This is a genomic window from Halomonas sp. MMH1-48 (assembly GCF_022348105.1).
Classification (GTDB): domain Bacteria; phylum Pseudomonadota; class Gammaproteobacteria; order Pseudomonadales; family Halomonadaceae; genus Vreelandella; species Vreelandella piezotolerans.
Window position 1 is genome coordinate 17639 of the sequence record NZ_JAKRFL010000016.1, and the last position, 13935, is coordinate 31573.

The window sequence follows — 13935 nt, forward strand, 5'->3', positions numbered from 1 at the left end:
GCCTCGACCGCTGCAAGCGAAGGTCACTCTGAATGCGTATTTGGACCCTCGCTTGGCCCATCATTCTCTCCAATATCACCGTACCGCTACTCGGTTTGGTGGATACCGCCGTGGTCGGGCACTTACCCGACTCTCGCTACCTGGCCGGCGTGACCCTTGGCGCAACGCTATTTAGCTTTCTCTACTGGGGCTTTGGCTTTTTACGCATGGGCACCACCGGACTGGTCGCCCAGGCCATCGGGCGTGATGCGCCGAGCGACGTGCGCAACCTGCTTGGCCAATCGTTGATCATGGCGGGCGTTATCGGGACGCTTTTGATCGTGTTGGGCTCGCCGCTGATCTCGCTTGGCCTGTGGTTACTGGATGGCAGCGCCGACGCGACACCGCTGGCGCGGGAATACGCCGAGATTCGTCTTTGGTCGGCCCCTGCCGTACTGGCCAACTACGCCATTTTAGGGTGGTTTTTAGGGCAGCAGAACGCCCGCGTTACGTTGATGATTCTGCTGCTGACCAATAGCGTGAACATCCTGCTCGACCTGGGGTTCGTGGTGGGCTTGGGGATGACCAGTAACGGCGTGGCGCTAGCCAGCGTGTTCGCAGACTACAGCGCGCTGGCCTTCGGCGGCTACTTGGTGCTGCGCCAGCTAGGGTATGTGGAAGGCCACTTTCAGCGCCAGCGACTGCTAGCACTTAAGGCATACTCGGCGCTGTTCAACGTCAACGCCAACCTGTTCGTGCGTACCCTGGGGCTGCTGTTTGCCATGGCGTTTTTTACCGCGCAAGGTGCCCGTCAGGGCGATACCGTGCTCGCTGCCAATGCCGTGCTGCTGCAATTCATCATGCTCACCAGCTACGCGTTGGATGGCTTTGCCCATGCCGCCGAATCGCTGGTGGGGCGCGCTTACGGCCGCCAAGACTGGCGCGAGTTTACCGCCACGGTACGCGCGACGGCCCACTTTTCGTTCTGGACCTCTGCCGCTGCGGCACTGCTATTTGCCTTAGGGGGAAATCAGCTGATCGCCCTGCTTACCGGGCTCAGCGACGTGCGCGCTACCGCAGCGACCTATCTGCCATGGATGGTCGTCATGCCACTGATTGCCGTGTGGAGCTACCTGTTGGATGGGGTCTTCATCGGTACCACGGCAGTGCGAGAGATGCGTAACAGCATCTTTGCGGGCCTTGCCGTCTACCTGCCGGCCTGGTGGTTCTGTCAGGGTCTGGGCAATCACGGCCTTTGGCTAGCCTTCACACTTTTTATGCTCACCCGCTCGGCCGTGCTCATTGGCTATTATCGGCACTACCGGCTGACCCGCTGGCGGCCGTCATCCGGCGTTTCTCACCTTTGATCAGCAGCGTTGAACGCCACAACGGGCAGGGCGAGCGAACTGCGCTAACGTAAGGTGATGTGACAATGTTAAGCACCCCACGCATTGGCCGTGGAGGGATGAAAATTGTACCGCACCACCGTATATTAGCCGCGCACTTCCTAATAACGAATAAAGTGAGCACTCCATGCTAAAACTCATATCAAAACCAGCGGTCAAGCTGGTCGAGCGTTATTTGCCAGACCCGTATATCTTCGTTCTCCTGCTAACCCTGATTGCTGCCGTCGCCGCCATCGCGGTAGAGCGCCAAACGCCCTTGGCCGTGCTGCGTATGTGGGGCGACGGTTTCTGGGGCTTACTGACCTTCTCGATGCAGATGCTGCTCGTGCTGGTTACCGGCTTCATGCTGGCAAGCTCTCCGCCCGTGAAACGCATTCTGCAAAAAATTGCCGGTACGGCGAAATCACCCGGCGGCGCGATCATTCTCGTCACGCTGGTCTCGCTGGCGGCTAGCTGGATCAACTGGGGCTTTGGCTTGGTGGTCGGCGCACTGTTCGCCAAAGAGCTGGCCCGTCTGATCAAGGTCGACTACCGCTTGCTGGTGGCCAGCGCCTACTCCGGCTTCGTGGTGTGGCACGGTGGCCTGGCCGGTTCCGTGCCGCTGACGATCGCCACCGAAGGCCACTTCTCTGCGGACCAGATCGGCGTCATCGGCACCGGTTCGACCATTTTCGCCTTCTTCAACCTGGCTATCGTCATCTGCCTGTTCATCGCCGTACCGCTGGTCAACCGCATGATGCTGCCGGATGAGAAAGACAGCGTCTACGTCGACCCCAAACTGCTCGACGACGAACCAGAGCCCGTGGGCCGTCTCACGCGCCCTGCCGAAAAGCTCGAAAACAGCATGCCGCTGGCGCTGCTGGTGGGCGTACCGGGCCTGCTGTTCTTGCTCGACCACTTCCTTCTGCGCGGCGGCGGCCTGAACCTGAACGTGGTGAATTTCATGTTCCTGTTCTTGGCGATCGTGCTGCACCGCACGCCCCGTAACCTGCTCACTAGCCTGAACGAAGCCATTAAAGGCGGCGCAGGCATCGTCATTCAGTTCCCCTTCTATGCAGGCATCATGGCGATCATGGTGCAGTCAGGCTTGGCCCAGAGCATGTCCGAATGGCTAGTCTCGTTTGCCACCGCTAACTCGCTGCCGTTCTGGTCGTTCCTCAGCGCCGGTATCGTCAACCTGTTCGTGCCCTCCGGCGGCGGCCAGTGGGCGGTACAAGCGCCGGTCATGCTACCTGCCGCAGAAGCGCTGGGTGCCGACATTGCCCGCGTGGCCATGGCGGTGGCCTGGGGCGACGCCTGGACCAACCTGCTACAGCCCTTCTGGGCCCTGCCGGTGTTGGCGATTGCCGGCTTGAAAGCCAAGGACATCATGGGATTCTGTCTGATCCAGCTATTCATTACCGGTATTATCATTTCCGTAGGCTTGGTCTGGTTCTAAGCAGCTAAGCACGACGTCAACGCCCGCCCCTATCGCCTGGGGGGCGGGCATTTTTAATCGTAGGGTAACTTTTATGTCCAACGCCTCTGATGTACCCAACGCCTCAGACCAGAGCCTTGAACACAGCGCCTTACCGGGCCAGCACGAGCTTTCCATGACGGTCTTGATGACGCCGGACATGGCGAACTTCAGCGGTAAAGTGCATGGCGGTGCTATTCTGAAGAAACTCGATGAAGTCGCCTACGCCTGCGCCAGCCGCTACTCCGGCCACTACGTGGTGACGCTATCGGTGGATCAAGTGCTGTTCAAACAGCCAATCCATGTCGGCGAGTTGGTGACGTTTCTCGCCAGCGTGAACCATGTGGGGCGCTCCTCCATGGAAATTGGCATCAAAGTGGTGGCCGAGGATATTCGCCAGAAGCTGATTCGTCATACCAATAGCTGCTACCTCACCATGGTAGCCGTGGATGCCAACGGCAAGCCCGCCCGGGTGCCGCCGCTGGCGTTGGAGACCCCGCTACAGAAGCTGCGCTTCGAAAAGGCGGCGCTGCGCAAGAAGCTGCGTAAGCAGGCCGAGCGCGAAGAGGAGCTGACTCAACAGCATCACCAGCAGCGCTAAGCGCTACCCTACCCGCGACGACAAGGAGTCATCATGCCCATCAGGCAGCGCTACCCCCACCTGCCCAAGGCCGTCGAGTATGCGCACATCGGCTGGGATCTCTTGATCCTTGCCGCCGTTGTCCTCAACCTAAGCCTGCTGCTGTTTGACTCGCTGTTCCTTATCGGTCCAATCAACCAGTCGCTGGCCACCATCGCACCTGGCTTTCACGAGTTTTACGATACGACGATTCACAGCCGCTTCATCACCATCGACTTGGTTTTCGTCAGCGTCTTCATTGCCGATGTACTCCTGGGCTGGGCCGTCGCGATTGCCGAGCGGCGCTATCACCGCTGGTTTTTCTATCCCTTCGTACACTGGTACGACGTGCTGGGCTGCATCCCCCTCAGTGGGTTTCGTTGGCTACGCGCCTTACGCGTCATTTCGCTCCTACACCGGTTACATCGACTGCGCTTGATCGACGTGACCCGTTGGTCGGTCTATCGATTTTTTGCCAAGTATTACGATATTTTGCTGGAGGAGCTCTCAGACCGTATAGCGCTGCGTTTGCTAGGCAACGCTCAGGAGCAGATCATGTCCAGCGACTCGCTCACCGAACGCGTCATCGAGCGGGTGATCATGCCGCGCAAAACCCAGTTGATCCATGAAATTGCCGAGCGCCTCGAGGCGACGGCCGGACGGGCGTATCAGCAAAATCGCACCGCCATCATGATGGCCATCGACGATCTGGTGAGCCGCACGCTGCGAGAGAGCCCGGAAATTCAACGACTACACCGCTTACCCATGGGAAAAACCGCATCAAGCGCGATGCAAGCTTCTATCAGCAGCGTCGCCCAGCGGCTGGTGGATGAAATGGCGCAAGGCATGCACTCCCCAGCCTTTCGTCAACTCGTCGAGCGCACCGCCGACACCAGCTTTGACAGTTGGTTGACCGTCGACGACACCAGCGCCAAAGTGACCGAACAGGTGCTTTACGACGTGCTCGACATGCTCAAAGAGCAGGTGCGCCAGCAGGGTTGGAAAGATCGCTATGACTAGCTAGACCGTTGCGGTCGCAAGGGGCGTCTGCTCTAGGCTTGCGCGCACAATGGACAGCGCACGCGTAAGCGCCGCCTGATCAACGGCCGCTCCGATGCAAATCCGCACCGCCTGGGGGGCCGGTGCGCTGCCTACGCAGAAGGGTTCCGCGCTGGTCACTTTGACACCCTGCTGGTTGAGCCGCTCGCACAGCTCGAGCGCCCGTAAGCCATCGGGCAGCGTTAGCCATACGTTGCTGCCGTTTGGCCGACGGCTCAGCGAGTAGCCCGCCAGGTGGTCCGTGACGAGCTGCTGCCGTGCCGCCAGCTCCTGGGTTTGCCACGTCAGCAGCTCGTGTGACGCGCTTTGGCTCACCCAGTGGCAGACCACATCCACCAGGAGCGGTGGCACCATCCAGCTTTGTGCTCTCAAGGCCGCCGCCAGCCGCTCCAGCAGCGCAGGTGGCGCGCGCAGCACGCCCATACGCAGCCCGCCCGCCAGCACTTTTGCCGTGCTAAAGACGAACAGCGTGCGCTCTGGCGCTAACCGATAGAGCGGCGTGCTACGCTGCTCGACGGGTAGGTACTGCACGCCATCCTCTAGCAGCCATATATCGTAGCGCCTTGCGAGCGCCACGAGCTGCTCTCGGCGCGCTTCGCTCAGGCAGATGCCGGTGGGATTGTTTTGATCAGGCGTAAGGTATATCAATCGCGGCGGCTGACGCGCGCACTGGGCCGCCAGCGCCTCCATACACATCCCCTCCTGGTCGAAAGGGATGGCGACCATCTTGAGATGCGCCTGTTGGGCTGCGCTGATCGCCCCTGGGTACGTCAAGGCATCGGCGGCGATCAGCTCTCCGGGGCGTAACAACGTGCCGATGGCCAGACTGATGCCGTGCTGCCCGCCTTGAGTGATCAGCAGTTCCTCAGCGTCGAGGGCCATGCCTAACTGGGTGAGCCATTGAGAGAGAGCGGCGCGGTGGTGGTCGCTACCCTGGGAGCTTGAGTAAGCCACGCTGCGCCTGAGCGCATCCGCCGAAGTACTGAGTGTGGTCAGAGCCGCACTCAGCGCCTGCTCTCTTAAAAGATGCGGTGGCGGCAGGCTGAGGCTCAAATCGATCGTATCGTCACCGGCTTGCGTACTGGGCTGACTGCCAAAGACGTGGCTTGGTCTGCGCTCTTTCACATAGGTGCCGCTGCCTACCCGGGCGCTCACCCATCCGCGATGCTCTGCTTCGGCATAGCCCCGGGTGACGGTGCCCACGGTGACGCCTAACGCATCCGCTAACCGGCGTTGGGGCGGCAGTTTCTCTCCTGGCGCCAAACCACCCCTGGCAATGGCATCGCCAATGGCCTGGGCAATCGCCCGATAGCGTGGGCCGGTCATGTGTTCAATGGAAGGCACCCAAATTGTCATGGCGACAATAAAACCTTTGACGTAAAAAATAGCCACATTATGCTAACAAAAACGCCCACCAACAACCCAATTCATCCAAATTGTATGGATACAAAATGAATAGCGAATGGCTCATCCTTGGCCCCGCAGCGCTCTATATGATGTCGATGACGCTCACACCTGGGCCCAATAACATCATGCTCACCGCCTCGGGGGCCAACTTTGGCTTTCGGCGCACCATGCCGCATATGTGGGGCATTTTAGGAGGTTGTTTCTTACTGTTTGCCAGCATTGCGCTGGGGCTAGGCGTGCTGTTCGAACGCTTCCCGGTGGTGCAAACCACGCTGCGCTGGGTAGGGAGTGCGTATTTGCTCTACCTTGCCTGGAAAATCGCCACCGCCCCGCCGCCCAACTTACACGCCAGCCAGCACGGGGTGCCGCTGACGTTTTGGCAGGCAGCCATGTTTCAGTTCGCCAACCCCAAAGCGTGGGTGATGGGGTTGGCGCTGATGGCGGGGTTTCTACCGGAGAGCGGCCAGCCGATCGTCAATGCCCTGGTACTGGCCGGGTTTGCGGAAGTGGTGGCGCTGCCCTGCATTGCGCTGTGGGCCGCATTTGGTAGCGCCATTGGGCAGTGGATCAAAAGCGACCGGGCGTGGCGTGGGTTCAACATCACGATGGGCGTTCTCACCGCCGCCTGCGTATGGCTGATTTTGCGTTAGCCGCAGCGCAGCGCCTCGATCATGTCGTTGCTTTCCAGATGAATATTGAGTCGATCGTCACGGTAATCCATGGTGGCGGCGCTGCCCGGGCGCAGCACCCGCACTTGGTTGGCGCCACTTTGCGCTTCAAGTGTTTCGACGTTGGCTTCATCGAAGGGCGCACCGATGGCGTACTGCACGGCGCTAGCATCGCATGTTGGTCGAGCCGGTGCCGTTTGATCGACCGTTGGCGGTGTCGGCGCGGCCGTTTCACTGGGTGCGCTGCTGCACCCTGCAAGCAGCAGCACGGCCAGCGCGCTGCTCAAGCGTTTCATATGGCCCTTTGCGATCATCATCCCCGTGCTTCCTGGCGTCATGATTGATGTTCCTCGATGAAGTTTGTTCTGACTCACACGTGTCACTGGCTCACTAAGCAGTGCGGGCTAGGCATTGCTGCCTAGCCCGCACGTAAACACGACAAGCCGTTGAGGCCGAGCCTTAGCTTGCGGCGTCTTGAACGGCTTGGCCGCCTTCTTCCACGTCTTGTCCTGCTCCTGCAATGGTGTTGCAGCCCGCGAGTGCGCCTGCCGTCATGAGCAGAATAAAGCTAGTCACCAGTAATTTTTTCATGGTGTTCTCCTTAACAGGTCATTCGACATCGGGAAGCTCCGGCGGCAGCCTTACCGCCTGGGAGTGTTTTCAGCGTAACAGATTTTAATCATTTCGCCTGTTTTCCCTGACATAATCACTGCCTGCTATGATGCTAGTCCAACCGTTTGGCTTAGGAGCACTCCGCTTGGCAACCTTCGAACTCGATTCACGCTTAGAGGCCGATACCTTTCCCCTCGCTGACCTACCGCTTTGCCGCGCTCTGCTGATGAACGATGCTCGCTACCCTTGGGTGGTGCTCGTGCCCCGAGTGGCCTCGATCAGTGAGGTATTCGAGCTGAGCCAGGCCGAGCAGGCCCAACTTTGGCAGGAGGCGACGCAGCTGGGCGCCGCCATGAAAGAGGGCTTTCAAGGCGACAAGCTCAATATTGCCACGCTAGGCAACGTGGTTAGCCAGCTACATATCCATCTGGTGGTGCGCTATACCGATGACGCCAGCTGGCCCGCGCCCGTGTGGGGCAACGGCACCGCCACGCCTTACGAGCTCGACCAGCAGGGTGAGCGCCGTGAACAGCTTCTGGCGCACATCGAGAGCCTGACGCTTTAAGCTTAGCCCCCCAGCGGAGAGCTGCGCGCGGGTGGCTCGTTGAGTAATGTGCCGCTGGCGGGCTGCGCCGCACCTGCCAGCGCCAAGGAAATACCCAAGGCAATGATCACGACCCCACCAGTGAGCGCCGCCCAGCCCGCCGCTTTCTCGACCCGCTGCTGGCTCTGCTTGTGTAGCCGCTTGGTCGCCCATCCTCTAGCCACGATGCTGGCCAGTGCCAATATCGATACAGTGATACCCGTGCCCAGCGACATTGCCACCACCGATGCAACCCCCACATAAAACTGCCCCAAGAGACTTGCGGCCCCCAGCATCAGAATGGCGCCACTGCAGGGGCGCATACCGATCGCCCCAACGGTCATCAACGCCGTACGCCAATCCAGCGCCTGCGCGGGTTCGACATGATGAGCCCCGCCACAGCAGTGGGTATGATCGTGGCTGTGGCTATGGCTGTGGCTGTGGCTGTGGTCATGAGAATGCGTATGTTCCATCACGGGCTCATGGCGAGCCGCATAGGCGTGGCGCAGCTGCTGCACCGCCCGCCAACAGAGCCAAGCGCCCAATAGCGCTACCAGAAGAAAGCTGGCCTGTTCAACCCAAGCCACACTGCCCATGGCTTGTCGCGTCACCCAGCCTAGCCCGTGTACCAACACCGCCACCATCGCGATAGCCGTGAGGCCCTGCAGTAACGAGGCAGCAAACGAGAGCCCCAGCGCCCGGCGAGTCGCACCGCCATGGGACGCCAAATAGGTCGCCAATACCGCTTTACCATGCCCCGGCCCTGCGGCATGAAAGACGCCGTACGCAAAGCTCACGCCGAGCAGCGTGACCCACGTGGCGGTGGTGGGCGTCCGCGACAGCTCGGTAATCGCCAGGGTCAGACTACGGTGTAGCTCCCGCTGCCACGCCAACAGCTGAAGGCTAACGCTCTGTAAATTCACCTGTATGGCCCATACCAGCAGCACCACGCCCACTATCGCCACAGCGCCGATGGTAAGTTGTCGTCGGCTTAACGGCATGCCCCCTCCGCATAAAAGATATAAAGTAACACTTTATACACGACTCGCCCGATGGGCGGCTAGCGACAATCCACGCGGCCCGTTTCCGCAAAGTGGCGGCCTAACCCTGGCTCGCCCTCTTCGTCTACATCCAACAGCGCCGCCTGCATGACCCGCTCAGGGTCGGGATCGGCAGGCAAAACGCTGAGCGCGCAGTCAGGGTCGCCGTTGAGAATCAGCGCCCGAGGAGAGGGCTCGTTGTCCTCTTCCTCATGTACCATCTCGATGTAGTACGTGGGGTCGAAGACTTGGTACTCCAGCACCTGCCCGCTGAGGGGTTGGGGCGTGGCCAGCGGCAGGATGAACATGAACGTCAAACGCCCGTCTCGCGCCAGCGCGGTGTACTCGGTGACCTCGCCAAACGTCTGTGGCTCTTCGCCGATCCGCACCTCGGTAAAGTAGTGCTGAGGAGTCAAGTTATCGCGAATCTCACTGCCCAACTGATCCAGCCCCTGCTCCAGGCTCGTGCCTGGTACCTGCTGCAACTCCTCCATGACGACCAAGCTATAAAAGGGGTCCATTCGCCACGTTTGATGAAGCCCGGTGACGGCACCGTCGTCGTTGGTAATGACACGCACGCTCATGTCGATCCAGCCGTGAGGGTGGGCCTGTGCCATCGAACTGACCAACAGGCTGCCCACCAGCAGCGCTTGGCCAGTACGACGCAGCGTGGCAGGTGACCATGCATTCATCACGGCAATTCTCCTAAATTGCGCTGTAACGCCACGAGCCAGGGGTCTAGCACATAAGGCGGTATCGGCTGGCTACCGCGCAGTGCTGACACGCTGACCAGACTCCCCCCTTGAGCTTCGCTTACTTGAAGCTGAACCCGATATCCGGGCCAGCGTGCCAGGCTTGCCTCGGCGCGCCCTAAGGTCAAATCGGCGTGGCGTATCACATAGCCCTGCTCCATCATCAGTGCCACCGCCTCGCGGAAGGCTTGCTCCATTGGGGCGTTGTAGCGCAGCTCTCTGGGTTCTAACGGCTGCGTCGTGGCGCAGCCTGCCAGCCACAACATGGTGCATAGCGTGAGGGCTGCCAATACGGTGGGACGGGACGGTGTCATGATGCCCCCTGAGGCGTGGAGGATGAATAAAAGGCTTCCTGGAAACGGCCACAAAAATCATCGTTACTGGCGCTGTAAGACTCGCGCAGCTCGCCCAGATGGTCGAAACGACGAATGTCACGAGAGATGCGCATGTGGCCATCGCGGGCCAGCAGCGATACCCGTTCCACCTCGACCGGCTGCTGACCAAACGCAGGCCCGAAGGAGCCACCCACGCCGACGCCTATCCCACGGCCAATGCCAAACCCACCAAACAGGCGGAAGCCGCTGCCGTAGCCATAGTCGTAGTCATAGCGGTCGTAGTAGCCGATTAGCTCGCGCTCCCGCGAAGCGCTGACCAGTCCAAGCTCGGTATCGGTGGTTTCCAACGAAAATCCCCAGGCTTCCAGGACGTCGATGCTTTGCGTCAAAACGTGCAGCGTTTCATCAGGCGCAGGCTGGCCGGTGGGAAGGTCGGTGGGAAAGAAGCACGCCGCCGCTGGCGCAGGCTCTGCTTGGGGCAGACGGTCGGGAACCGTTTGGCAACCTGCCAGTGCCAATAGGCAGATGATGCTAAGGGGTATGGCCTTCATGAAAAATCCTCTCGCTACCGTCATGGCTGGTGTGTCGCCAAGCAGCGCGCTAAGCTCGCCAACAGACATTAAAAGAACGACAACACGCTGAGACAACGTTTTAAGGAGGTCGTGCGATGAATGTACTGCTTTGCCCTGACAGTTTTAAGGACGCCCTAAGTGCCGACGAGGCCGCCAAAGCCATGGCAAAGGGCATCAAACGGGCAGTTCCCAGTGCCATCACACAGCTTTGCCCCCTGGCCGATGGCGGCGAAGGCAGCCTGGACGCCTTGATTGCCACCACGCGCGCCGAACGCCGCACCCTTACCGTCAAGGACGCCCTGGGACGGCCCCGCCAAGCCGCCTGGGGCTGGCTCGATGAGCAGCGTACCGCGTTTATCGAGCTGGCAGAAGCCAGCGGCTTACAGCACCTGACCCGCGAAGAGCGCAACGCACTGAACACCACCACCTACGGCGTAGGTGAGCTGTTTCTCGCTGCCTTGGAGGCAGGCGCCACGCATGCCCTGTTGCTGCTCGGCGGAAGTGCTACCAACGATGCTGGCGCGGGCATGCTCCAGGCCCTGGGCGCCACGCTGTTGGATGCCCAAGGCCAGCCGTTGCCCCGCGGCGGCGCGGCGCTCCAGCAGCTGGCCACCTTGGATCTGTCGACGCTGGATCCACGCCTCGCCGACTTGCACGTTGAAGCCGCCGTGGACGTGGATAATCCGCTGCTGGGCGAACGCGGCGCCAGCGCCGTCTTCGGCCCGCAAAAAGGCGCGACGGAAGGCGATGTCGCCATACTCGACCGCGCGCTTGGCCACTTTGCCGACCTGACGGCCAAAGCGCTGGGGCGTGATGACCGAGAGTTCCCAGGGGCAGGGGCGGCAGGCGGCATGGGCTTTGCGGCGCACTGCTTTCTGAACGCCACGCTGACGCCGGGCATCGAGATGATCATGCAGCAGGCGAACGTTGACCGGTTGCTGAACGACGCCGACGTGGTCATCACCGGTGAAGGCCGTTTGGATGGCCAGAGCCTAGCGGGCAAGACGCCGATTGGCGTCGCCCGCGCCGCTAAGCGCCAAGGCAAACCGGTGATCGTGCTGGCGGGCAGCCTGGGCGATGGCTGGCAGGCGTGTACCGACGAGGGGGTAACCGCCGCCTTTGCCCTCGCCGATGGATTGATGACGTTAGAGCAGGCGCTGCCACGCACTGCGGAGCTGCTGGCAGACCGCTGCGAAAGCATTGCGCGGCTTTGGCTCGCCTGCCGCTAAGCGCCCCTTGAAATCCTGTGATGGTGCCTGCACGTATACCTTATCCGCTATGACGGCGATGCAAAAAATCTGTTTCACCTCGCCGTTGCAGCACTCTAAGCTGAACTCGACACGAAATAGACACACGTTGAAATGCAACGCCCACCAAGGAGGAGCAGACAATGGACGATACCAATAGCATTGGTTTACACGAAGGCAGCGCCAGCCAGCTCGCCGAGAAACTCAACCACCTGCTGGCCAACTATCAGATTTTTTACATGAACGTGCGTGGCTATCACTGGAACGTGAAAGGCAACGACTTTTTCGAACTGCACGCCAAATTCGAAGAGTTCTACACCGACCTGCTGACCAAGGTCGACGAGGTCGCTGAGCGTATTTTGACCTTGGGCCACAAACCGGTTCACGCGTACAGCGATTACACCAAGCTGTCGCGCATCCAAGAAGACAAAGACGTCCACGATGGCAAGACCTGCGTGCAAGGCGTTCTGGCAGGCTATCAAACGCTGATCGAACTGCAGCGCGAACTGTTGGCGCTAGCGTCCGACGCCGATGACGAGGGCACCGCCGCCCAGGCGGGCGACTACATCCGCGAGCAGGAAAAAACCGTGTGGATGCTCAACGCCTATCTAGGCAAATAAGCGAGGCGATTGGCCGCCATCGATATCGCAGGCGGTCATCACGCTTCATCAAAAACGGCACCTCTAGGGTGCCGTTTTTGATGGTGTTGGGCATGGCGAGAGGACGTTACTTCGCCAGCGCCGCCACCAGATCGCGCAGCATGGCCCAGAACTCCGCCACGGACTCGATCTCCACCCGCTCATCCGGCGAGTGCGCGCCGCGAATCAGCGGGCCGAAGGAAATCATGTCCAAGTGCGGGTATTTGCTGCCCAAAATACCGCACTCTAGCCCCGCATGGATCACTTTCACCTCGGGCTCGTGGCCCATCAGCGACGCGTGTCGCGCCTTGAAGGTGGCCAGTAGCGGGCTATCCGGGTTGGGTGCCCAGCCGGGGTAGCCGTTTTCGACTTTCACCCGTGCGCCCATGAGCCCAAACAGCGCCTGAAAGCGCTCGGCCATCGCTTGGGCAGCGCTATCGTGCAACGAACGCACCAGGGCACAGAGATGAAAGCGACCGGCTTCGACGCTTAACACGCCCAGGTTGTTGGAGGTTTCGACTACGCCTGGCACGTCGGCGCTCATGCGCTCGACGCCGCACGGGGCGGCATGCAGCGCCGCCAGCAGCATCGCGCTGGCATCGAGCGTCAGCGGCTCGGCGTCGGCCTGCTCGGCGCGCTCGGCGGTCAATACCAGGCCGCTATCGCCACTGCCCAGCTCGGCCTTGAGGGTGGCGGCCAGCCTCTCGACGGTGGCCAGGGCGGCCTCCATATCGTCGGCGGGCAGCGCCACCTGGGCAAAGGCTTCACGGGGAATGGCGTTGCGCAGCGTGCCGCCCTGATAGCTCACTAGACGAGCATCGTACTCTTCTAGCGCCCAAAGAACGCGCACCAACAGGCGATTGGCGTTGCCCAGAGGCTGGTGAATGTCCATGCCCGAGTGGCCGCCTTTAAGGCCCGTCAGCGAGAGGGAAAGCAGTCGCTCATCGGCTTGCAGGGCGGTGCAAGGCAGCTGCGCATCGACCACCACATCGGCGCCGCCAGCACAGCCGATATACACCTCGCCACGGTCTTCACTGTCCAAATTGAGCAGCAGCGAGCCTTCCAACCAGTTCTCGGCAAGATTCAGCGCACCGCCCATGGAGGTCTCTTCTTCTAGGGTGAACAGGGCTTCGAGTGGGCCGTGGGTCAGGTCGGGGTCTTCCAGCACGGCCAATATCGCGGCCACGCCCATTCCGTTGTCCGCTCCTAGCGTCGTGCCTTCGGCGTGCAGCCAGCCCTCTTTAACCACGGTGCGAATGGGGTCGCGGGTAAAGTCATGCGCATGCCCCGCATTGGCCTGGGCCACCATATCCAGATGGCCCTGCAGTACGATTCCCGGCGCGCCTTCAAAGCCAGGGGTGGCAGGCTTGCGGATACGCAGGTTGCCGAAGGCATCCTGGTCGTGGGCAAGCCCTTGCGCATCCGCCCAGGCTTCCAAGGTAGCGACCAACGCGGCCTCATGACCGGAGGGGCGCGGCGTGTTACACAGAGTACGAAAGTGCTGCCATACAAGGCGTGGCTCGAGCGCTGCTAGATGTGCGTTCATGGAAACTCTTCATTAT

At 60.9% G+C, this 13935-nt stretch carries 16 protein-coding genes; 8 read left to right on the forward strand and 8 right to left on the reverse strand.

The genetic code is table 11. From position 1 onward, the window contains the following. Positions 1 to 32 precede the first annotated feature (32 nt). The 4 genes from MHM37_RS13365 to MHM37_RS13380 all read left to right on the forward strand — a co-directional run bounded on the left by MHM37_RS13365 (position 33) and on the right by MHM37_RS13380 (position 4480). Positions 33 to 1346 carry an MATE family efflux transporter gene (locus MHM37_RS13365; RefSeq protein ID WP_239296998.1) on the forward strand — a complete coding sequence of 438 codons (1314 nt, stop codon included), beginning with the start codon at positions 33 to 35 and terminating at the stop codon, positions 1344 to 1346. 166 nt (positions 1347 to 1512) lie between these two features. Then, positions 1513 to 2823 carry a short-chain fatty acid transporter gene (locus tag MHM37_RS13370; protein WP_139526311.1) on the forward strand — a complete coding sequence of 437 codons (1311 nt, stop codon included), beginning with the start codon at positions 1513 to 1515 and terminating at the stop codon, positions 2821 to 2823. 73 nt (positions 2824 to 2896) lie between these two features. Beyond that, positions 2897 to 3442: an acyl-CoA thioesterase gene (locus MHM37_RS13375; protein ID WP_153842483.1), complete on the forward strand. Its 546-nt coding sequence runs from the start codon at positions 2897 to 2899 to the stop codon at positions 3440 to 3442. A 33-nt stretch (positions 3443 to 3475) separates the two neighbouring features. Then, positions 3476 to 4480 (forward strand): ion transporter, encoded by a 1005-nt coding sequence (locus tag MHM37_RS13380; RefSeq protein WP_239297000.1) that lies wholly within the window; start codon positions 3476 to 3478, stop codon positions 4478 to 4480. On the opposite strand, the gene MHM37_RS13385 is transcribed toward MHM37_RS13380, so the two are convergent. Further along, positions 4481 to 5875, reverse strand: coding sequence for a PLP-dependent aminotransferase family protein (locus tag MHM37_RS13385; RefSeq protein ID WP_239297001.1), 1395 nt, complete (start codon positions 5873 to 5875; stop codon positions 4481 to 4483). It abuts the gene before it with no gap. A 95-nt stretch (positions 5876 to 5970) separates the two neighbouring features. Between MHM37_RS13385 and MHM37_RS13390 the strand changes: the two genes are divergently transcribed. Beyond that, complete coding sequence (locus MHM37_RS13390; RefSeq protein WP_153842481.1) at positions 5971 to 6576, forward strand: LysE family translocator; 606 nt, start codon at positions 5971 to 5973, stop codon at positions 6574 to 6576. On the opposite strand, the gene MHM37_RS13395 is transcribed toward MHM37_RS13390, so the two are convergent. Further along, positions 6573 to 6932, reverse strand: coding sequence for an I78 family peptidase inhibitor (locus MHM37_RS13395; protein ID WP_231125547.1), 360 nt, complete (start codon positions 6930 to 6932; stop codon positions 6573 to 6575). The two genes, MHM37_RS13390 and MHM37_RS13395, sit on opposite strands and share 4 nt — an antisense overlap. A 121-nt stretch (positions 6933 to 7053) precedes the next feature. After that, on the reverse strand, positions 7054 to 7185 hold the full coding sequence (locus MHM37_RS13400) for an entericidin A/B family lipoprotein (RefSeq protein WP_239297002.1): 132 nt from the start codon (positions 7183 to 7185) through the stop codon (positions 7054 to 7056). A gap of 166 nt (positions 7186 to 7351) precedes the next feature. On the opposite strand from MHM37_RS13400, the gene MHM37_RS13405 reads away from it, so the two are divergent. Further along, positions 7352 to 7771, forward strand: a complete 420-nt coding sequence (locus MHM37_RS13405) for an HIT domain-containing protein (RefSeq protein ID WP_153842480.1) — start codon at positions 7352 to 7354, stop codon at positions 7769 to 7771. A 2-nt stretch (positions 7772 to 7773) separates the two neighbouring features. Here the strand turns inward: MHM37_RS13405 and MHM37_RS13410 are convergent, their stop codons facing one another. Genes MHM37_RS13410 through MHM37_RS13425 form a run of 4 tightly spaced genes read right to left on the reverse strand, consistent with a single transcriptional unit; the run spans position 7774 to position 10467 of the window. Beyond that, positions 7774 to 8790 (reverse strand): nickel/cobalt transporter, encoded by a 1017-nt coding sequence (locus MHM37_RS13410; protein ID WP_239297003.1) that lies wholly within the window; start codon positions 8788 to 8790, stop codon positions 7774 to 7776. Positions 8791 to 8849: 59 nt separating this feature from the next. Beyond that, positions 8850 to 9521 (reverse strand): DUF1007 family protein, encoded by a 672-nt coding sequence (locus MHM37_RS13415; RefSeq protein WP_275437500.1) that lies wholly within the window; start codon positions 9519 to 9521, stop codon positions 8850 to 8852. After that, positions 9521 to 9895 (reverse strand): hypothetical protein, encoded by a 375-nt coding sequence (locus MHM37_RS13420; RefSeq protein WP_153842478.1) that lies wholly within the window; start codon positions 9893 to 9895, stop codon positions 9521 to 9523. Before MHM37_RS13420 ends, MHM37_RS13415 begins: the two co-directional genes overlap by 1 nt. After that, complete coding sequence (locus MHM37_RS13425; protein ID WP_239297004.1) at positions 9892 to 10467, reverse strand: hypothetical protein; 576 nt, start codon at positions 10465 to 10467, stop codon at positions 9892 to 9894. Before MHM37_RS13425 ends, MHM37_RS13420 begins: the two co-directional genes overlap by 4 nt. A gap of 116 nt (positions 10468 to 10583) precedes the next feature. Between MHM37_RS13425 and MHM37_RS13430 the strand changes: the two genes are divergently transcribed. Then, positions 10584 to 11717: a glycerate kinase gene (locus tag MHM37_RS13430; RefSeq protein WP_239297005.1), complete on the forward strand. Its 1134-nt coding sequence runs from the start codon at positions 10584 to 10586 to the stop codon at positions 11715 to 11717. A gap of 161 nt (positions 11718 to 11878) precedes the next feature. Then, positions 11879 to 12355 (forward strand): Dps family protein, encoded by a 477-nt coding sequence (locus tag MHM37_RS13435; protein ID WP_139526300.1) that lies wholly within the window; start codon positions 11879 to 11881, stop codon positions 12353 to 12355. Positions 12356 to 12461: 106 nt separating this feature from the next. Here the strand turns inward: MHM37_RS13435 and MHM37_RS13440 are convergent, their stop codons facing one another. After that, the gene (locus MHM37_RS13440; protein WP_239297006.1) at positions 12462 to 13919 is read right to left on the reverse strand and encodes an aminoacyl-histidine dipeptidase; all 1458 of its coding nucleotides are present in this window, start codon (positions 13917 to 13919) and stop codon (positions 12462 to 12464) included. Positions 13920 to 13935 lie beyond the last annotated feature (16 nt).

Bases quoted from the DNA above. Each gene is read 5' to 3' on its own strand.
- MHM37_RS13365 (WP_239296998.1), top strand. From the start codon at position 33: ATGCGTATTTGGACCCTCGCTTGGCCCATCATTCTCTCCAATATCACC.
- MHM37_RS13370 (WP_139526311.1), top strand. From the start codon at position 1,513: ATGCTAAAACTCATATCAAAACCAGCGGTCAAGCTGGTCGAGCGTTAT.
- MHM37_RS13375 (WP_153842483.1), top strand. From the start codon at position 2,897: ATGTCCAACGCCTCTGATGTACCCAACGCCTCAGACCAGAGCCTTGAA.
- MHM37_RS13380 (WP_239297000.1), top strand. From the start codon at position 3,476: ATGCCCATCAGGCAGCGCTACCCCCACCTGCCCAAGGCCGTCGAGTAT.
- MHM37_RS13385 (WP_239297001.1), bottom strand. From the start codon at position 5,875: ATGACAATTTGGGTGCCTTCCATTGAACACATGACCGGCCCACGCTAT.
- MHM37_RS13390 (WP_153842481.1), top strand. From the start codon at position 5,971: ATGAATAGCGAATGGCTCATCCTTGGCCCCGCAGCGCTCTATATGATG.
- MHM37_RS13395 (WP_231125547.1), bottom strand. From the start codon at position 6,932: ATGACGCCAGGAAGCACGGGGATGATGATCGCAAAGGGCCATATGAAA.
- MHM37_RS13400 (WP_239297002.1), bottom strand. From the start codon at position 7,185: ATGAAAAAATTACTGGTGACTAGCTTTATTCTGCTCATGACGGCAGGC.
- MHM37_RS13410 (WP_239297003.1), bottom strand. From the start codon at position 8,790: ATGCCGTTAAGCCGACGACAACTTACCATCGGCGCTGTGGCGATAGTG.
- MHM37_RS13415 (WP_275437500.1), bottom strand. From the start codon at position 9,521: ATGAATGCATGGTCACCTGCCACGCTGCGTCGTACTGGCCAAGCGCTG.
- MHM37_RS13420 (WP_153842478.1), bottom strand. From the start codon at position 9,895: ATGACACCGTCCCGTCCCACCGTATTGGCAGCCCTCACGCTATGCACC.
- MHM37_RS13425 (WP_239297004.1), bottom strand. From the start codon at position 10,467: ATGAAGGCCATACCCCTTAGCATCATCTGCCTATTGGCACTGGCAGGT.
- MHM37_RS13430 (WP_239297005.1), top strand. From the start codon at position 10,584: ATGAATGTACTGCTTTGCCCTGACAGTTTTAAGGACGCCCTAAGTGCC.
- MHM37_RS13435 (WP_139526300.1), top strand. From the start codon at position 11,879: ATGGACGATACCAATAGCATTGGTTTACACGAAGGCAGCGCCAGCCAG.
- MHM37_RS13440 (WP_239297006.1), bottom strand. From the start codon at position 13,919: ATGAACGCACATCTAGCAGCGCTCGAGCCACGCCTTGTATGGCAGCAC.